Annotated in this window: 14 protein-coding genes; 2 read left to right on the top strand and 12 right to left on the bottom strand. The window is 66.6% G+C overall.

Going from position 1 to position 19,505, the window contains the following annotated elements:
* Positions 1 to 109: 109 nt before the first annotated feature.
* The 5 genes from fusA to JOF56_RS14135 form a co-directional block, all read right to left on the bottom strand.
* Positions 110 to 2,209: an elongation factor G gene (gene fusA / locus JOF56_RS14155; RefSeq protein ID WP_209637936.1), complete on the bottom strand. Its 2,100-nt coding sequence runs from the start codon at positions 2,207 to 2,209 to the stop codon at positions 110 to 112.
* Positions 2,210 to 2,249: 40 nt separating this feature from the next.
* A complete protein-coding gene (gene rpsG / locus JOF56_RS14150) occupies positions 2,250 to 2,720 on the bottom strand; it encodes a 30S ribosomal protein S7 (protein WP_173140179.1) in 471 nt (156 codons plus the stop codon).
* A 1-nt stretch (position 2,721) separates the two neighbouring features.
* The gene (rpsL, locus tag JOF56_RS14145; protein WP_025361387.1) at positions 2,722 to 3,096 is read right to left on the bottom strand and encodes a 30S ribosomal protein S12; all 375 of its coding nucleotides are present in this window, start codon (positions 3,094 to 3,096) and stop codon (positions 2,722 to 2,724) included.
* 403 nt (positions 3,097 to 3,499) lie between these two features.
* Positions 3,500 to 4,090, bottom strand: coding sequence for a response regulator transcription factor (locus JOF56_RS14140; protein WP_209637934.1), 591 nt, complete (start codon positions 4,088 to 4,090; stop codon positions 3,500 to 3,502).
* A complete protein-coding gene (locus JOF56_RS14135) occupies positions 4,087 to 5,232 on the bottom strand; it encodes a sensor histidine kinase (RefSeq protein WP_209637932.1) in 1,146 nt (381 codons plus the stop codon). The genes JOF56_RS14140 and JOF56_RS14135 overlap by 4 nt, the downstream gene beginning before the upstream one ends.
* A 90-nt stretch (positions 5,233 to 5,322) precedes the next feature.
* On the opposite strand from JOF56_RS14135, the gene JOF56_RS14130 reads away from it, so the two are divergent.
* Both JOF56_RS14130 and JOF56_RS14125 read left to right on the top strand, forming a co-directional pair.
* Complete coding sequence (locus JOF56_RS14130; RefSeq protein WP_209637930.1) at positions 5,323 to 6,204, top strand: ABC transporter ATP-binding protein; 882 nt, start codon at positions 5,323 to 5,325, stop codon at positions 6,202 to 6,204.
* Positions 6,205 to 6,206: 2 nt separating this feature from the next.
* Positions 6,207 to 6,914, top strand: coding sequence for an ABC transporter permease (locus JOF56_RS14125; protein WP_209637928.1), 708 nt, complete (start codon positions 6,207 to 6,209; stop codon positions 6,912 to 6,914).
* Here JOF56_RS14125 and JOF56_RS14120 read toward each other — a convergent pair.
* The 7 genes from JOF56_RS14120 to JOF56_RS14090 all read right to left on the bottom strand — a co-directional run bounded on the left by JOF56_RS14120 (position 6,892) and on the right by JOF56_RS14090 (position 19,501).
* Positions 6,892 to 7,059 (bottom strand): type II toxin-antitoxin system Phd/YefM family antitoxin, encoded by a 168-nt coding sequence (locus JOF56_RS14120; RefSeq protein ID WP_209637926.1) that lies wholly within the window; start codon positions 7,057 to 7,059, stop codon positions 6,892 to 6,894. The genes JOF56_RS14125 and JOF56_RS14120 overlap by 23 nt on opposite strands.
* Positions 7,060 to 7,149: 90 nt before the next feature.
* Entirely contained in the window at positions 7,150 to 11,049 is a 3,900-nt protein-coding gene (locus JOF56_RS14115; protein ID WP_209637924.1) for a DNA-directed RNA polymerase subunit beta', read from the bottom strand.
* A gap of 94 nt (positions 11,050 to 11,143) precedes the next feature.
* Entirely contained in the window at positions 11,144 to 14,629 is a 3,486-nt protein-coding gene (rpoB, locus tag JOF56_RS14110) for a DNA-directed RNA polymerase subunit beta (RefSeq protein WP_209637922.1), read from the bottom strand.
* 274 nt (positions 14,630 to 14,903) lie between these two features.
* The gene (locus tag JOF56_RS14105) at positions 14,904 to 15,461 is read right to left on the bottom strand and encodes a hypothetical protein (RefSeq protein WP_209637919.1); all 558 of its coding nucleotides are present in this window, start codon (positions 15,459 to 15,461) and stop codon (positions 14,904 to 14,906) included.
* A gap of 223 nt (positions 15,462 to 15,684) precedes the next feature.
* On the bottom strand, positions 15,685 to 16,269 hold the full coding sequence (locus JOF56_RS14100; RefSeq protein ID WP_209637917.1) for a DUF2017 family protein: 585 nt from the start codon (positions 16,267 to 16,269) through the stop codon (positions 15,685 to 15,687).
* 53 nt (positions 16,270 to 16,322) lie between these two features.
* Positions 16,323 to 18,590: a helicase-associated domain-containing protein gene (locus tag JOF56_RS60080; RefSeq protein ID WP_209637915.1), complete on the bottom strand. Its 2,268-nt coding sequence runs from the start codon at positions 18,588 to 18,590 to the stop codon at positions 16,323 to 16,325.
* Entirely contained in the window at positions 18,587 to 19,501 is a 915-nt protein-coding gene (locus tag JOF56_RS14090; protein WP_209637913.1) for a hypothetical protein, read from the bottom strand. Before JOF56_RS14090 ends, JOF56_RS60080 begins: the two co-directional genes overlap by 4 nt.
* Positions 19,502 to 19,505 lie beyond the last annotated feature (4 nt).

The raw sequence follows: 19,505 nt of genomic DNA, 5'->3' as shown, positions 1-19,505 counted from the left end.
AGGGGCGACAATAGATTTCGCGTCGCCCCGCCGGCTCATCAGGGTCGGTTGTGCGGACCCCGGGGGAACCCCGGAGAGCCCACACGCTGTGTGGTGCTCCGGTGAGGGGTTATTCCCCCGTCGCCTTTGCGATGATCTCCTTCGCCACGTTCGTGGGAACCTCGGCGTAGGAGTCGAACTGCATGGAGTAGTTCGCGCGGCCCTGGGTCCGAGACCGCAGGTCACCCACGTAACCGAACATCTCCGACAGCGGGACGAGCGCCTTGACGACACGCGTGCCACTGCGCTCCTCCATGGCCTGGATCTGGCCACGGCGGGAGTTCAGGTCACCGATGACATCGCCCATGTAGTCCTCGGGCGTGGTCACCTCGACCGCCATCATCGGCTCGAGCAGCACCGGGCTGGCCTGCTTGGCGGCCTCCTTGAGCACCATCGAACCGGCGATCTTGAACGCCATTTCCGACGAGTCGACCTCGTGGTAGGCGCCGTCGAGCAGGGTCAGCTTCAGCCCGACCAGCGGGTAGCCGGCCAGCACGCCGTACTGCATGGCGTCCTGCGCACCCTGGTCGACCGACGGGATGTACTCCCGCGGCACGCGGCCACCGGTGACCTTGTTCTCGAACTCGTAGAGCGCGCCGTCCGTGGTGGCCATCGGCTCGAGCTTGACGACGACCTTGGCGAACTGGCCGGAGCCACCCGTCTGCTTCTTGTGGGTGTAGTCCAGCTTCTCGACCGTCTTGCGGATGGTCTCGCGGTAGGCCACCTGCGGCTTGCCGATGTTGGCCTCGACCTTGAACTCGCGGCGCATCCGGTCGACCAGCACGTCCAGGTGCAGCTCGCCCATGCCGGCGATGATGGTCTGGCCGGTCTCCTCGTCCTGCTTGACCTTGAAGGTGGGGTCCTCCTCGGCCAGCTTCTGGATCGCGGTGCCCAGCTTCTCCTGGTCGGCCTTGGTCTTCGGCTCGATGGCGACCTGGATGACCGGGTCGGGGAAGCTCATCGACTCCAGCACGATCGGCTGCTGCGGGTCGCACAGGGTGTCACCGGTCGTGGTGTCCTTCAGGCCGATCGCGGCGTAGATGTGGCCCGCGATGGCCTCGGTGACCGGGTTCTCCTTGTTGGAGTGCATCTGGAAGAGCTTGCCGATGCGCTCCTTGCGCTCCTTGGTGGAGTTGATCACCTGCGCACCGGTGTTGACCTGGCCCGAGTAGACCCGGATGTAGGTCAGCTTGCCGAAGAACGGGTGCACGGCGATCTTGAACGCCAGGGCCGAGAACGGCTCCTCGGTGGAGGGCTTACGCGTCGCCGGGGTCTCGCCGTCGACCAGGGTGCCCTGCACGTCCGGCACGTCCAGCGGGGACGGCAGGTAGTCGATGACCGCGTCCAGCATCGGCTGCACGCCCTTGTTCTTGAACGCCGAGCCGCACAGCACGGGGTAGGCGGTCCGGGAGATCGTGATCTTGCGGATGGCCGCCTTGATCTCCTCGACCGTCAGCTCCTCGCCGCCGAGGTACTTCTCCATCAGCTCGTCGTCGGTCTCGGCGACGGCCTCGATGAGGGCCTCGCGGTACTCCGCGGCCTTCTCGGCCAGGTCGGCCGGGATCTCCTCGATGGCGTAGTCCTCGCCCTTCTTCACCTCGCCGCGCCAGGTCAGCGCGCGCATGTGAATCAGGTCGATGACACCGATGAAGTCGTTCTCGGCACCGATCGGCAGCTGGATCGGCAACGGCTTGGCGCCCAGCCGCTCGGAGATGGTGCGCACGGTGAAGTAGAAGTCGGCGCCCAGCTTGTCCATCTTGTTGACGAAGCAGATACGCGGGACGTCGTACTTGGTCGCCTGCCGCCAGACCTGCTCGGACTGGGGCTCGACACCCTCCTTGCCGTCGAACACGGCAACGGCACCGTCGAGCACACGCAGCGAGCGCTCCACCTCGACGGTGAAGTCCACGTGGCCAGGCGTGTCGATGATGTTGATCTGGTGGTTGGCCCAGTAAGTGGTCGTCGCGGCGGACGTGATCGTGATGCCGCGCTCCTGCTCCTGCTCCATCCAGTCCATCGTCGCGGCGCCGTCGTGCACTTCGCCGATCTTGTAGTTGATCCCCGTGTAGAAGAGGATCCGCTCGGTCGTCGTGGTTTTGCCCGCGTCGATGTGCGCCATGATCCCGATGTTGCGGACCTTGGCAAGGTCGGTGAGCACGTCGAGTGCCACGAGAGTCTTCCCCTGTCTTAAATGAGCACTAGGGCTGGTGTCACCAGCGGTAGTGAGCGAAGGCCTTGTTGGACTCGGCCATCTTGTGCGTGTCTTCGCGGCGCTTGACGCTCGCGCCGAGACCGTTGCTAGCGTCGAGCAGCTCGTTCATGAGGCGCTCGACCATCGTCTTCTCACGGCGGCTACGGGAGTAGCTGACCAGCCAGCGCAGCGCCAGCGTGGTGCTGCGACCGGGCTTGACCTCGATCGGCACCTGGTAGGTCGCGCCACCGACACGGCGAGGCTTGACCTCGATGGCCGGCTTGACGTTGTCCAGCGCGCGCTTGAGCGTCACCACCGGGTCCGTGCTGGTCTTCTCGCGAGCGCCCTCGAGCGCCCCGTAGACGATCCGCTCTGCGACGGACCGCTTGCCGTCCTTCAGCACCTTGTTGATCAGCTGAGTGACCAGCGGGGAGCTGTAGACCGGGTCGGAGATCAGCGGCCGCTTCGGGGCCGGTCCCTTACGGGGCATCTCAGCTCTTCTCCTTCTTCGCGCCGTAGCGGCTGCGTGCCTGCTTGCGGTTCTTCACGCCCTGCGTGTCCAGCGAGCCGCGGATGATCTTGTAGCGAACACCCGGGAGGTCCTTCACACGACCGCCACGCACGAGCACCATCGAGTGCTCCTGGAGGTTGTGACCCTCACCGGGGATGTAGGCGGTGACCTCGATGCCGCTGGTCAACTTCACACGGGCGACCTTGCGCAGCGCCGAGTTCGGCTTCTTGGGCGTGGTGGTGTACACACGCGTGCACACACCGCGCCGCTGCGGGCTCCCCTTGAGCGCCGCGGTCTTGGTCTTGGCGACCTTGTCCTGGCGGCCCTTACGGACCAGCTGCTGGATCGTGGGCATGGACCGGCTTTCTCTACGACTGCATCTTCATGGCGGTTGTCCGTGGTTCTGCTCTGTTCCCCCTGGCCCCGCCGTAACCCGAGGTCGGGCGTGTCGCCCTTCCCCAACGGCCCGTGCGGGACAGCGCCACATGGAACAACCGCGGCATCCCAACGGGGTTTGGGAGGACTCCGCATACGCCAGCACGCCGGAATTCACGGCCGACAGGCACACGGAGCGGCCCGACATCAGTCGGGCACGATTAGCAAAGATACCTGGCCCGCCGGGCAGTGGCAAAACTGGGGTGCCCCTAGCCTACCCCTGCTCTGATTTCCCCAGGCCACGCCCGATTTTCCAGGTCAGGTGCGCCAGGTCACAAACAGGTGCGAAGTCGATCGTCCGGCTGGGACTGCGGCACGTGGGCCTAGATCCAGCCGTTGTCACGTGCCATCCGGGCGGCCTGTGTCCGGCTACGGGCCCCCAGTTTCGTCATGGCGGACGACACATAGTTGCGGACGGTCCCGGCGGACAGGTGCAGGGCCCTGGCGATGTCAGGCGCGGTGCGGTCCTCGTTGACCATGCGCAGAACGTCCAGCTCACGGTCGGTCAACGGGCATGGGTTCTCGGCGAGGGCCTCGGCAGCGAACTCGGGGTCGACGTAACGCAGGCCCGCGTGCACACGGCGGATGACCTCGGCCAGCAGCGCGGCCGGCGCGGTCTTGGCCAGGAACCCCTTCGCGCCGAGAGACAGGGCCTGACGAAGGACACCCGGCCTCGCATGCCGGGTCAGCATGATCGCGCGCACATCGGTCAGCTCCAGCACCTGCAGGCCGTCCATTGTGGGCATTTCCATATCGAGGACGACGACGTCCGGGCGGTGCTCGGCGATCGCAAGCAGTGCCTCGGCGCCGTTCTCGACGTCGGCCACGACCTCGAGGTCGGGTTCCAGGCCCAGCAGGGCGGCCACGGCCTGCCTGGTCAACTGCTCGTCGTCGGCGAGGACAACACGGATCATCGGGGCAGACTCGCAATCACCTCGAAGGACGCGGGCTCGACGACCTGAGCGGTGAACTCCCCGTCCGCGGCCGTGATCCGCCTCGCCAGACCGGCCAGGCCGGTGCCTTCACCTTCCCGCTCGATCGGGACTGTGCCGTCGTTCACAACACGCAGGACGACCTGACCGGGACGGACGGTCAACGTGACTGTGCACTTGCGAGGGTCGGCGTGCCGAAGGGCGTTGGTCACCGACTCACGCAGGACACGGCCGAAGAGCTCGCGTTCGCTCCCGGTGAGAGTCGACAGGTCGGCGTCGACATCGCAGGCGATCCCCGCGGACTCCAGCAGCTTGCGTGCGCCCACGAGCTCAGTGGCCAGATCCGTCGGGCGATTGCCGTGCGCCAGAGCCCGGACGTCACGCAAAGCGTTGCGCGCCAGGCGTTGCACTTCGACCATCTCGTTCCTGGACTTGACCGGGTCGTCGAGGCGGGCCGCGAGCTCGCTCTTGAGGGACACGACTTCCAAGGCGTGGCCAAGGATGTCGTGCAGATCCTCGGCCAGCCGCAGGCGTTCGCGGGTGGTGGCCAGCTCGGCGGCGGCCCGGCGGGCCTCCTCGAGTTTGAGCGCCCCTTCCCACTGGCGGTACGTCACACCAATGCCGTATGCGGTGAGCAGGACCAGCAACGGCACGAGAAGCGCGGTACTGCCTACCTCTTCGGCATGTCCAGAGAGGACAGCGACCAATGAGCTCGCGGCCAGGTACATCGCGAGGACCGCGCCAATGTGCCGCCACGCGACGCCGATGGGACGGGCGATGAAGAACTCGGACACCGCCATGCTGACGAGCAAGGCGCTGAGTGCGCCCCTGCCGGTGTCGATCGACGTCGCAAAGCAGGCCAACGCGATCGCCAGCCCGCAAAGCGCGTAGACACGGCGGAGCGGGAACGGCCGCCACTCGCTGTTGATCGCCTGGTAGACGCCGCGCGCGTGCACGAAGACGAAGCCGACGGCGCCGACGAGCAGGATGACCATGCGCGACACGTCGGGCACCGGGTCCGCCTGCACCAGGAACCCCAGCGGCAGCAAACCGACCATCAGGTCGGTGAACAGCAACGTGTTGCGGGTCGACCGTCGCAACGACTCGAGCGCAGCCTCGGACACGCCTTGAACGTAACAGCCCATGACAGCTGTCATACGACGTCGTGACGGCGACGACTGCTGTCATGGCGCCGGTTTCGCGAGGCTTATGCCATGAACGTGATCGAAGTGTCCGGTTTGACCTATCGGTACGGGCAGTTCGTCGCAGTCGCGGGGGTGGACTTCACGGTCGGTGAAGGGGAGATCTTCGCGCTGCTGGGGACGAACGGCGCGGGCAAGACGACAACGCTGGAAGTGGTCGAGGGATTCCGGCGGCCGGCCACCGGCCAGGTCCGGGTGTTCGGCCTGGACCCGTTCGCCGACCGGACCGCGCTCAGCGCGCGGACCGGGGTGATGTCCCAGCAGACAGGCCTGATCGGCGAACTGACGGTGGCCGAGACCCTGGCCCTGTGGCGCGGCCTGACCAGCCGCCGCGACTCCATCCCGGAGCTGTTGTCCACAGTGGATCTGGCCGGCCGCTCGGATGTGGCGGTGGAGAAGCTCTCCGGTGGTGAGCGGCGTCGGCTGGACTTCGCCCTGGCGATCTGGGGACAGCCGCCGCTGGTGGTGCTCGACGAGCCGACCACCGGCCTGGACCCCGAATCCCGCCAGCAGCTGTGGCGGATCGTGGAGCGGCTGAAGGACAGCGGCACCTCGGTATTGCTGACCACGCACTACTTGGAGGAAGCCCAGGCACTGGCCGACCACGTGGCGATCATGCACGGAGGCAGCGTCCAGCTCGCGGGGACACTGTCGGAGGTGTTGTCCGAGCAGCCCGCCCGGATCACCGCGACACTGCCTCCCGGTGTTGTTCCGCCGAGGTTGTACGGCGATCTCGTGCTGGACGGACGCGCTTTGACTGTGCAGACCCGCACCCTGCAAGCAGACCTGTACGAACTCCTGCGCTGGGCCGACCAAGCGGGCGTCGCCCTGATGGACCTGAACGCCTCGCAAGCGTCCCTGCAGGAGATCTTCCTCGCGATCGGCAAGGAGTGACCGTGGTCGTCCACCTCGCGCTCTTCGAGCTGCGCCTGTTGCTACGCAAGCGAATCACAGCCGTGTCAGTGCTGGCCGTGCCGATCGGGGTCTGCGCTCTGGCCTGGCTTCAGTACCGCGGCATGGCCGCGTCGGAATGGCCTTCATCACTGGGCTTCACAGCGACGATGATGTTGCTGTTCTCAGTGTTCCTGGTCAGCACAACGGTTTTCACCGCCCGCCGGCAATCCCTTGTGCTGCAACGCCTGCGCACCAGCGAACTGTCCGACAACGGCGTCTTCGCAGGCGTCTCCGTGCCGATCATGCTCGTCGGCCTGGTACAGCTGGTCGTGTTCTTCGCCTTCTGTATCGCGATCGGCGCACCTTCACCGTCCCGGCCCTTGTTCGTCCTACTTGGACTCATCCTCGGCCTGGTCCTGGCTCTGCTGGCCGGAATCGCGACCGCCGCGTTCAGCCGGAGCGTCGAGGTCACCCAGATCACGGCGATGCCGGTGCTGCTCGCCGGAATGGCCGGAATGTTCATGGTGCCGCAGACCGACTCAGTGGTCTCGACCATCGGCACCCTGCTGCCGTTCGCCGGCATCGGCGAGCTGATCACCAAGGGCTGGGCCGGATCCACGCCTTCCCTCGCCCTGGCGTCAAGCCTGGTGTGGCTGCTGATCCTGGGATTCACCGCCGCCCGCTACTTCAAATGGGAACCCCGCCAGTAACGGACGCCTGCTGGGCGGAGACAATCGGCACCATCCGGGCAATCACCTTGCCGTGCTTGGTGATCTCAAGAGTCTCGCCATTCTGCACACGCGCGACCATGGCAGCGGTGTCGCGACCGAGTTCCTCCACCGAGATCTGTTCCACAAGACCAAGTGTCCATCACTATCGGTGTCGACGCGACAAAAGGGTGGGCCCCCGGCACGAGTGCCGGGGGCCCACCCTTTGCTGGTTGCTTCAGCGGTAGTCGCGGCCGAAGTCGTAGTCGTCCAGCGGGACCGCGGCACCGGTGCCGGTGCCGAAGACATCCGGGGTGTAGTAGCCGTCGTCGTAGGACGGGATCGCGTAGGCGGCGACCCGGGCCTCCTCGGTCGGCTGGACCTGGATGTTGCGGTACTTGTTGATGCCCGTGCCCGCCGGGATCAACTTACCGATGATGACGTTCTCCTTCAGGCCGACGAGCTTGTCGCTCGCGCCCTTGATGGCGGCGTCGGTCAGGATCTTGGTGGTCTCCTGGAAGGAGGCCGCCGAGAGCCAGGACTCGGTCGCCAGCGAGGCCTTCGTGATACCCATCAGCACCGGACGGCCCGAGGCGGGCTCGCCGCCCTCGGAGACGATCCGCCGGTTCTGCGACTCGAAGTCGGCGCGCTCAGGAAGCGAGCCGGGCAGGAAGTCGGTCGAACCGGAGTCGATGATCGTGACCCGGCGCAGCATCTGCCGGACGATCACCTCGATGTGCTTGTCGTGGATGGACACACCCTGCGCCCGGTACACCTTCTGGACCTCGTCCACCAGGTGCAGCTGAGCGGCACGCGGGCCCATCACACGCAGGACCTCGTGCGGGTCGGGAGTACCTTCCAGCAGCTGCTGGCCCACCGACACGTGGTCGCCGTCGGCCAGCGGGCCGGTCGGCGTCGAGGCGAGACGCTGACGCTTGGACAGCTTGTCGAAGACGATCTCCTCGCTGCCGTCGTCCGGGATCAGCGTGATCTTCCAGAACCGGTCGCCGTCCTCGATCCGCACGCGGCCGTCGACGTCGGCGATCGGCGCCTTGCCCTTGGGCTGACGGGCCTCGAACAGCTCCTGGACACGGGGCAGACCGGTGGTGATGTCGTCACCGGCGACGCCACCCTGGTGGAACGTACGCATCGTCAGCTGCGTGCCGGGCTCACCGATCGACTGGGCGGCGACGATACCGACTGCCTCACCCACGTCGACCAGCTGGCCGGTAGCCATCGAACGGCCGTAGCAGCAGGCGCAGACACCCACGGCGGACTCACAGGTGAGCACGCTGCGGACCTTCGCCTTGACGATGCCGCTCTCGATCAGCTTGGCCAGCGCCGGGTCACCGAGGTCGTCGCCCCGGTTGACGATGACGTTGCCGTCGGAGTCGGTGATGTCCTCGGCCACGGTGCGCGCGTAGACACTGGTCTCCACGTGCTGGTCGCGGATGACGACACCGGCCGGGTCCTTCTCGCCGATGATCATCTGGATACCGCGGCTGGTGCCACAGTCGATCTCACGCACGATGACGTCCTGCGACACGTCCACCAGACGACGGGTCAGGTAACCCGAGTCGGCGGTACGCAGCGCGGTGTCGGCCAGACCCTTACGGGCACCGTGCGTGGCGATGAAGTACTCACCCACGGACAGGCCTTCACGGAAGTTCGCCTTGATCGGCCGCGGGATGTACTCACCCTTCGGGTTGGACACCAGACCACGCATACCGGCCAGCGACCGGACCTGGGTCATGTTGCCCGCCGCGCCCGACTTCACGATGATCGGGATCGGGTTGTCCTCGGGGAAGTTGGCCTCCATCGCCTGGGCGACGTCCTCGGTGGCCTGGCTCCACACCTTGACGAGCTCGTTGTTGCGCTCGGCGTGCGAGAGCTGGCCACGCTGGTAGCGCTTCTCGACCGCGTCGGCCTTCTGCTCGTAGCCGTCGAGGATCTCGGCCTTGTTCGGCGGCACGATGACATCGGAGATGGCGATCGTGACACCGGACCGGGTGGCCCAGTAGAAGCCCGCGTCCTTCAGCTTGTCCAGCGTCCGGGCCACGGTGACCATCGGGTAGCGCTCGGCGAGGTCGTTCACGATCGCGGCCTGACGCTTCTTGGGCATCGGCTCGTTGATGAACGGGTAGTCCTCGGGGAGCAGGTCGTTGAACAGCACCCGCCCGAGCGTGGTCTCGGCCAGCCACATGCCGCCCGGCTCGTAGCCCTCGGGCTGCATGCCCGGGCCCGGCTGCCGGTTCTTGATCCGGATCTTGACCGGCGCCTGCAGGCCGATGACCTTGCGGTCGAAGGCCATGATCGCCTCGGCCGGCGAGGAGAACGCCAGCCCGGCGCCCTCGGCCTCCGGCTTCAGGCGGGTCAGGTGGTACAGACCGGTGACCATGTCCAGACGGGGCATGGCCAGCGGACGGCCGGACGCCGGCGAGAGGATGTTGTTCGACGACAGCATCAGGATCCGGGCCTCGGCCTGGGCCTCGGCCGACAGCGGCAGGTGCACCGCCATCTGGTCACCGTCGAAGTCGGCGTTGAACGCCTCACAGACCAGCGGGTGCAGCTGGATGGCCTTGCCTTCCACCAGCTGCGGCTCGAAGGCCTGGATACCGAGGCGGTGCAGCGTCGGTGCGCGGTTGAGCAGCACCGGGTGCTCGGTGATGACCTCTTCGAGCACGTCCCACACGGCCGGGCGGGCCCGCTCGACCATCCGCTTGGCGGACTTGATGTTCTGCGCGTGGTTGAGGTCCACCAGCCGCTTCATCACGAACGGCTTGAACAGCTCCAGCGCCATCGCCTTGGGCAGACCGCACTGGTGCAGCTTGAGCTGCGGGCCGACCACGATGACCGAACGGCCCGAGTAGTCGACACGCTTGCCGAGCAGGTTCTGGCGGAACCGGCCCTGCTTGCCCTTGAGCAGGTCCGACAGCGACTTCAGCGGCCGGTTACCAGGACCGGTGACCGGACGGCCACGGCGGCCGTTGTCGAACAGCGCGTCGACGGCCTCCTGCAGCATCCGCTTCTCGTTGTTCACGATGATCTCGGGCGCGCCCAGATCAATGAGCCGCTTCAACCGGTTGTTGCGGTTGATCACCCGGCGGTACAGGTCGTTCAGGTCGGAAGTGGCGAACCGGCCACCGTCGAGCTGGACCATCGGCCGCAGGTCCGGCGGGATGACCGGGACGCAGTCCAGGACCATGCCCATCGGCGAGTTGCGGGTGGACTGGAACGCCGCGACGACCTTCAGGCGCTTGAGGGCACGCAGCTTCTTCTGGCCCTTGCCGCTGCGGATGGTCTCCCGCAGGTTCTCCGCCTCGGCGTCCACGTCGAAGTTGCCGGCCAGGGTCTTGATGGCCTCGGCACCCATGGAACCGGTGAAGTAGTCGCCGTAGCGGTCGATCAGCTCGCGGTAGAGCAGCTCGTCGGCGATCAGCTGCTTGACGTCGAGCTTGGTGAAGGTGCTCCAGATCTCGTCGAGCCGGTCCAGCTCACGCTGGGCCCGGTCGCGCAGCTGGCGCATCTCACGCTCGCCGCCCTCTTTGACCTTGCGGCGCACGTCGCTCTTGGCGCCTTCGGCCTCCAGCTGCGCGAGGTCGCCCTCGAGCTTCTGGGCGCGGGCCTCGATGTCGGAGTCACGACGGGCCTCGACCTGCTTGCGCTCGACGCCGATCTCCGACTCGAGGGTGGGCAGGTCGTTGTGCCGCAGCTCGGTGTTCACACCGGTGATCACGTAGGCCGCGAAGTAGATGATCTTCTCGAGGTCCTTGGGCGCCAGGTCGAGCAGGTAGCCCAGCCGGGACGGCACACCCTTGAAGTACCAGATGTGCGTGACCGGGGCGGCCAGCTCGATGTGGCCCATGCGCTCACGGCGGACCTTCGCGCGGGTCACCTCGACGCCGCAGCGCTCACAGATGATGCCCTTGAAGCGGACCCGCTTGTACTTGCCGCAGTAGCACTCCCAGTCGCGGGTCGGACCGAAGATCTTCTCGCAGAAGAGCCCGTCCTTCTCCGGCTTGAGGGTGCGGTAGTTGATCGTCTCCGGCTTCTTGACCTCGCCGTAGGACCACTGACGGATGTCGTCCGCGGTGGCCAGGCCGATTCGGAGCTCATCGAAGAAGTTGACGTCAAGCACGTCGGTTCTTCTCCCCTTTGGTTGAAGACAGCAGTAATCGGGGGATAAGGCCTGAGGCGGCCGGGTGGAATTCCACCCGGCTGCCTCGGCGAGGTCAGTTCACAACGTCGTCAACGGAAGGCGACTCGTTGCGGGACAAGTTGATCCCGAGGTTCGCGGCAGCGCGCTCCAGGTCCTCGTCGTCCCCGTCGCGCATCTCGATCGCCGCGCCGTCGGACGACAGCACCTCGACGTTCAAGCACAGCGACTGCAGCTCCTTGAGCAGCACCTTGAAGGACTCCGGAATACCCGGCTCCGGGATGTTCTCGCCCTTGACGATCGCCTCGTAGACCTTCACGCGGCCCACGACGTCGTCGGACTTGATCGTCAGCAGCTCCTGCAGTGTGTAGGCAGCGCCGTACGCCTGCATCGCCCAGCACTCCATCTCACCGAAGCGCTGACCACCGAACTGCGCCTTACCACCCAGCGGCTGCTGGGTGATCATCGAGTACGGGCCGGTCGACCGGGCGTGGATCTTGTCGTCCACCAGGTGCAGCAGCTTGAGGATGTACATGTAGCCGACTGCCACCGGGTACGGGAACGGCTCGCCGGAGCGGCCGTCGAGCAGCACCGCCTTGCCGTTGGACTGGACCATCCGCTCGCCGTCCCGGTTGGGCAGGGTCGAGCCGAGCAGGCCGGTCAGCTCCGTCTCGCTGGCACCGTCGAACACCGGCGTCGCGGTGTTCGTGTCCGGCTCGACGTCGTAGAGCTCGGACGGCAGCTTGGTGGCCCAGTCCGGGTTCCCGTCGATCTTCCAGCCGGTCTTGGCCAGCCAGCCCAGGTGTGTCTCCAGGATCTGGCCGATGTTCATACGACGCGGCACACCGTGGGTGTTGAGCACGACGTCCACCGGGGTGCCGTCGGGCAGGAACGGCATGTCCTCCACCGGGAGGATCTTGCCGATGACACCCTTGTTGCCGTGCCGGCCGGCGAGCTTGTCGCCGTCCTGGATCTTGCGCTTCTGCGCCACGTAGACCCGGACCAGCTCGTTGACGCCCGGGGGCAGCTCGTCCTCGTCCTCGCGGGAGAACACGCGGATACCGATCACCTTGCCGGTCTCGCCGTGCGGGACCTTCAGCGACGTGTCGCGCACCTCGCGGGCCTTCTCACCGAAGATCGCGCGCAGCAGCCGCTCCTCCGGGGTCAGCTCGGTCTCACCCTTGGGCGTGACCTTGCCGACCAGGATGTCGCCGTCGCGCACCTCGGCACCGATCCGGATGATGCCGCGCTCGTCGAGGTCGGCGAGCACCTCCTCGGAGACGTTCGGGATGTCCCGGGTGATCTCCTCGGCGCCGAGCTTGGTGTCGCGGGCGTCGATCTCGTGCTCCTCGATGTGGATCGAGGTCAGGACGTCGTCCTGGACGAGACGCTGCGACAGGATGATCGCGTCCTCGTAGTTGTGGCCCTCCCACGGCATGATCGCCACGAGCAGGTTCTTGCCCAGGGCCATCTCGCCGTCTTCGGTGCACGGCCCGTCCGCGACGACCTGGCCGACCTCGACCCGGTCACCCTCGTTGACGATGGGCTTCTGGTTGATGCACGTGCCCTGGTTGGAGCGGCGGAACTTGTGCAGGCCGTAGGTCTGGCGGGTGCCGTCGTCGGCCATCACGGTGATGAAGTCCGCGGACAGCTCCTCGACCACACCGGCCTTGCTGGCCACGACCACGTCACCGGCGTCGACCGCGGCACGCAGCTCCATACCGGTGCCGACCAGCGGCGACTCGGAGCGGAGCAGCGGAACGGCCTGACGCTGCATGTTCGCACCCATCAGGGCGCGGTTGGCGTCGTCGTGCTCAAGGAACGGGATCATGGCCGTGGCCACCGACACCATCTGGCGCGGCGAGACGTCCATGTAGTCCACACCGTGCGGGTCGATGTACTCGACCTCGCCGCCCTTCCGGCGAACCAGCACGCGGTCCTCGAGGAAGTTGCCGTCGGCGTCGGTCGGCGAGTTGGCCTGCGCCTTGACGTAACGGTCTTCCTCGTCCGCGGTCAGGTAGTCGATCTGGTCGGTGACCCGGCCGTCGACGACCTTGCGGTACGGGGTTTCGATGAAGCCGAAGGGGTTGACCCGTCCGTAGCTCGACAGCGAGCCGATCAGACCGATGTTCGGGCCTTCCGGCGTCTCGATCGGGCACATCCGGCCGTAGTGCGAGGCGTGGACGTCGCGGACCTCCATGCCGGCGCGCTCACGGGAGATACCACCCGGGCCGAGGGCCGAGAGACGACGCTTGTGCGTCAGGCCCGCGATCGGGTTGGTCTGGTCCATGAACTGCGACAGCTGGGAGGTTCCGAAGAACTCCTTGATCGCCGCGACCACCGGACGGATGTTGATCAGCGTCTGCGGCGTGATCGCCTCGACGTCCTGGGTGGTCATCCGCTCACGGACGACGCGCTCCATGCGCGACAGACCGACGCGGATCTGGTTCTGGATCAGCTCGCCGACCGTGCGCAGGCGCCGGTTGCCGAAGTGGTCGATGTCGTCGACCTCGACCGGGATCTCCCGGCCGTCCTTGCCCATCACCGAGGTCTCGCCGGCGTGCAGCCGGACGAGGTACTCGATGGTGGAGACGATGTCCTCTTCGGTGAGCACCCCGGTGTCGTGCGGCTCGGTCAGGCCGAGCTTCTTGTTGACCTTGTACCGGCCCACCTTGGCCAGGTCGTACCGCTTGTCCTTGAAGAACAGGTTCTCCAGCAGGGTCTGCGCCGACTCCTTGGTCGGCGGCTCGCCCGGGCGCAGCTTGCGGTAGATGTCCAGCAGGGCCTCGTCAGTCCCTGCGGTGTGATCCTTGTCCAGAGTCGCGATGAGCGTCTCGGAGAACGAGAACCGTTCCCGGATCTGCTCGGTCGACCAGCCGAGCGCCTTGAGAAGCACCGTGACGGGCTGACGGCGCTTGCGGTCGATGCGGACACCGACGGTGTCGCGCTTGTCCACGTCGAATTCCAGCCAGGCACCCCGGCTCGGGATGATCCTCGTGTCGAAGACGTCCTTGTCGGTCGTCTTGTCCACCGAGGTGGCGAAGTAGACACCAGGCGAACGCACCAGCTGGGACACCACGACACGCTCGGTGCCGTTGATGATGAAGGTGCCCTTGTTGGTCATCACCGGGAAGTCACCCATGAACACCGTCTGGCTCTTGATCTCGCCAGTGGTGTGGTTGGTGAACTCGGCGGTGACGAACAGCGGTGCCGCGTAGGTCATGTCCTTGTCCTTGCACTCCTCGACGGAGGCCTTGACCTCGTCGAAGCGCGGGTCGGAAAAGGAGAGCGACATCGAGCCGGAGAAGTCCTCGATCGGCGAGATCTCGTTCAGTACTTCCTCGAGACCGCCGACTGGGTTCTCGTCGCCGGCGTCAATCCGGCGCTGGAACCACTCTTCGTGGCCGGTGAACCATTCGAAGGACTGGATCTGCAGGTCGAGCAGGTTGGGCACGCCTAGCGGCTCGCTGAGCTTGGCGAACGAGACACGCTTCGGGGCGCCTGGGATTCCGGACATGGAGTTGGTCGCAGCAGTGGCTTCGGTCGCGCGGGAGACTGCCAAGATGCGTCCTTCCAGGGACTATGAGCGGTTGAGCGGCCGCGCTAGCAGGCAACTAACGCAACTGTCAAGGGTGCTTGATGCCCAGCATCCTAGCTCTCGGGTAAGGGCGCACGGAAAGTGGGCAGAGCAAAGACGCAGTCTAGCCAAACTAGCGGCGACTGTCCAGGGGCCGGAGAAACGGCCCCCCGCTCACGTCAACAGCGTGACCCTGACGGGTCCTCCAGTCAAGGGGCCACGCGGCGTTCACCCACGTGGACCAGCAATTCATCCGTCATCAGGCCTGCTGGCGGGGGATGGACGCGATCAACCGTTCGACCGTTTCGTTGATCAACGGCGGATACACCGAGTGATACGGCACGCACAGATCCTTGAGCACTCCGTCGAGCGCGGACTCGAAAGCACGCTCCGAAGGCGTCGGAAAAGGTGACCGAGACCACACTACGAAGTCGTAGTCGGCAGCTTCCCAGGCGACCGTGTCCTCCACTCTGCGCATCACGTGATGCTGGACGTACTCATGCCTGATCCGGCGCGCGGCCCGGTAGCGGGCCAGCTCGTCGAGCACCGGCCGGGTGGTGATCACCAGCGGGCTGGCCTTCACCGCCGCCGACTCGGCCATTCGGGCGATCGTGATCGCGTCCTCGGCCGCCCGGCCGTCGACCTTGATCAACGACTCGACACCGGCCTCGGGATCCGGGCACGACCGGGTGCCGATCGTCAGCACCGCCGGGCCCAGGTGCTTGGCCAGGGCGTCGACCACTTCGGTCTTGGCCGCGGTAGTGGCTCCGGCGACGGCCACGAGGGTGCCGCGATGGGAGGGCAGGGCGATTTTCATTGCGGCCGGACGTTACCGCGCGTCGCCACCTATAACGGCGTGTCACTGGCCGGGTTCACCCGATGTAGTTACCTGGCCGCGCACCAGGGAAACGGCGGACCGTCCGGTAAATCGAACACGCGTCACGTTTATGCCGGTCCCAGGAGAATCCGGCGGCGATGGTTGTTTTTCTTGTCAGTGGAGGATTTGGTTTGTCGTTGTTTCCCTTGGAGTTTTGCGGCTTTCAGGAAGTGGGTGCGGGCGACGCAATTTCGGTGAGACCGTCCACGACGCGCCGCAGCCATTGCGTGAGTGCACGATCCGGTCGGTGGCGATCGGGATCGAGCTTGGGCATGCTGTGCCGATTGTGCTCAGTACCCGCGGGCACCGGCCAGATCCCGGCCGCGACCGCGAACACCACCCGCATATTGGGCACCGCGGCCTGCCAGGCTTCGATCTCGTGGCGCTCCCGCAGCACCACGACCCCGCCTGACTCGGGCAAAGTGTTCAGCACGACCTGGGTACCCGCGTACAGCCAGCGCACCACGTCCGGCTCCCACCACAGCCGGATCGCCTCCGGCTCCTCATCGGGAATGATCTCCCGCAATGCCGCGACAAGGGGCGGATATTCCGCCGGGGTACTCGCCAGGGGCACACCGATGGCATTGGCCGTCGGGTCATCGGTGACGTAATTGGTATACCGCCACTCGAGCAACTCCCGATATCCGGTCATTTGCCTGCGCAGCCAGGACACCGCATGCGGACTGAAGACCCCGATCAGGTCGCCGTCGGCACGGTCCCAACAGACAGTGAGGTGCACAACGTCCACGAATACCCGACGAACTTTTCCTACGCCACCGGTTGGAAAAGGTTTGTGCGAACTTATGCCGGGTCTACCGCGAGGATCCGCTCAACGCTGAACACCCGGACGTCGTCGCGCAGTGTGCACCACGCCTCGATCATCAGTCCGTCGAAGACCGCGCCCTCGATGACACGGCTGGTGACGCCGCCGGAGGCGGACTGGTACTGGATGCGGACCGGCATCCCGGTCTCGATGGCACTCGCCAGCATGGTCAACTCGGCCGCCGAGAGCGCGGGCCCGGCGCTGCGCAGGCCTTTGACCAGCTGACTCTCGGCCGCTGAGGTGTTGCCGGCCTTGAGAATCCCGGCGGCGAGCCCGGCCAGGTCCAGATCCCGCCGTTCGATTTCCGGTTCGTACAGCTCCGCCGACGTCCTGCGGGTACGCGTGTGTTCGATCAGCACTGTTCCGTCCTCGGCCTCGCTGACCGGCGCGAATCCGGCCGCACGCAGAGCCTCGAGTGTCTTGGGGACGGATGCCGCGGACACGAGCACTGTCGAGGCGATCTGGCGGAGGGCCAGCGGCTTGAGTGACCGGGTCGCGAGGATCTCGGTGGTGTGGGTCTCGTCGGTCACCACGCAGCAGCCCACCGTGGCCACCCGGATCCGGCCGTGCCGCCTGGCGACGTCCTTGACCAGGTATTCCAGTGGCTGCGGTACGCCCCTGGGCGCGATCGAGGCCAGCGACTCCAGGACCGAATCCGCCGACATGCCCGCGTCGAAAGCCTTGCGGACGGTGCCGGGCGTGAACCGCCAGGTGCTGGCGGCTCCACTGGTCTCCGGCTCGGCGAGGGTCCGCAACACGTTGAGGACCTGGCGAGTCGGCTCGCCGCCGACAATCGCCGTCAGATCCGACTGCAGGTCCACCGACTGCCTGACCTCGGGCAACGCGTCGCGGGCCAGGTCCTGGTCACCGGCCAGCAGGGCACGGCCCAGCGGGGTGAGCGCGCCGTGCGCGATCACGCCCAGCTTGGTCGCCTCGGCCACGGTCGCCTGCGCCATCCCCGCCACCGCTGCCGGTGGGAGGACCGGGCAGTACCAGCCAAGGGTGTCGTCGATCTCGGCCGCGCCCTCGATCCTCGACAGCATCCGCAGCAGCGCCCGCCGGACCGGCTCGAAGTCCGCGTACATCGGCAACGGCGGGTACACCGCCCGGCCGCCGTCGGCGATCCGATCGGTCGGCGCGTGTTCCATCGAGTACCAGGCGTCGGCCAGGATGAGCCAGCGGCTGCCCTGGTCGAGGTCACGCCACGAGTCGAAGTGTTCCGTGGGGACGAGAAGACCGTCGCGGTCCGCGGCCAGCAGCTCGGCCGAAAAGGCCAGGTCGATCCACAGTGCGACGTCGGACTCGGTGCAGCGCAACGCCTTCGCCAGGCGCTTCTGCTCACGCACACCCACGCCACCGCTCTTGACCTGCGCGATCGGTGTGCGTTCGGCGTCATCGAGCATCGACGTCACAGCGGTGAGGGTCTCGTGTGCGGCGGCCGCGCCCGCGTTGCCCAGCACGACCGGATCGACTGCAATGACGTACTGCGACGGCGGCCCGGTGAGCTTGAACCGCGAACCGGGCGGGCTCAGCGCCATCCCGATCTCGGCAGGCAGCTCGGCCACCCGGTAGTCGATCTGCACGAGCAGGCCGCGCATCAGCAGCTCGGTCACGATGGACCGGCCGGCCGGATCGAAATGGACCCGCGGCGACTCCACGCACAGCCGGTCGAGCAGGGTGCGGGCGCCGGCCGACAGCTTGGCCACCCGATTGCCGACCTCGGCCGAATCGGACATCAGCTCGCCGATCCGGTCGATCAGCTTCGCCCTGCTGACGCGGTCGGTCTTCAGCCCGAGTGACGCAGCGAGCTCGCGGCACCGGTCAGCGTGCCAGTCGGCCACCAGCCTGTGGATGGACGAACCAAGACCCAGCGGCGCGGACCAGCTGCCCGCCAGCGCCGGTGCGATGTAGTACGTCCCCTCATACGGCCAGGCCAACCCCAGATCCGTCAGCTCACGCAGTGCCGCGTGGAGCAGGACCGGATCGGCGTTGAGCAGCTCGATCACGGCGTCCCTGGTGGCGTGTCCGGCCAGCACCTGGACGGCCTGCGCCACCACGAGCGCGTCATGATCGAGTTCGGCGAACACGAACGCGACCGAACCCCGGTGCAGCAGGCGGTGGGCCAGCTGCAGCGCGTCCTGGGGCTCGGGCGGCAGGCATACGTCCAAGCGACGACGCAGTACATCGGCCAGCGCGGTCTCCGACAGGCCGAGCAGGTACTGGGCGAAGCCCTGATCGAGCGTCACCGGTTCTCGAAGAAATCCAGCTTCACGATCTTCCATTTGCCGTTCGTGCGGTGCATGTCCATGGCGAACTGGGTCGGGCCGCCGCTGGGCTGCTTGTCCGCGCGGGCTCCGATCTGGTCGGCGAACACGAGGACGCGGGCGTCGTCGCCCGCCATCCGGACCACGCCGATACTAACCGGGTTGACCACGACCTGAAGTTTCTGGTCCTGGATCTCCTTCTCCAGCGCCTTCATCGAAGCCTCGTACTGACCGACGGCCTCGCCGTCGAGGTACTCCTTCGCCCGGTTCGTCGAGTTCTGCATGTCGTCGAACTTGTACGACAGCACGCTCGTCACGGCCTGCTGAGCCGCGCCGACGACATCCTTGGTCGCGTTGACGTCCGACAGCGCGTTGTTGCCAGAGCCGATACGGGCATCGCTCAACTGCTGCGCGAACCAGAACGCGAGACCACCGAGCAGAAGCGCGACCACGACCAACGCGATGGGCAGCGCCAGCTTGGCAGACGCCTTCTCAACGCTCTCTTCCTCGACCTCGGCCTCGGCCTCGGCCTCAGGTGGGTCCAAGTCCTCACTGGGTGCGGAAATCCCGATCTCACGTGGGCCGAGACCGGTGTGGTGGTGGGTTTCCGCTGCTGGGGCAGGGTCCTGCTGGCGGTGCTTCGGCGCGTCTTCGGTCTCCGGAAGGTCGGTGACGACCGTGCCGGAGTCACGGCGTTTCGCCGACGGCCGTGGCTTGCCGTTGCCCTCGGGTTTCGGTTCCTCGCCGATCACCGGCACGTCGAGATCAGGTGTCCTGGCTGTGTCGGCGGCCTCTTCTTCAAGGTGGTCCTGGTCTTCTGGGCGCCGGTGCAGCCCGGCCACCTTGGGCCGCCGGGACGGCGGGGTGGCGGGACGGCGGCGTGGGGGTGGCACTGTG

It is taken from the genome of Kibdelosporangium banguiense, assembly GCF_017876405.1.
GTDB classification, from domain to species: Bacteria; Actinomycetota; Actinomycetes; order Mycobacteriales; family Pseudonocardiaceae; genus Kibdelosporangium; species Kibdelosporangium banguiense.
The sequence above is the reverse complement of the archived record's forward strand: the minus strand, read 5'-3'. Positions and strand labels throughout refer to the sequence as shown.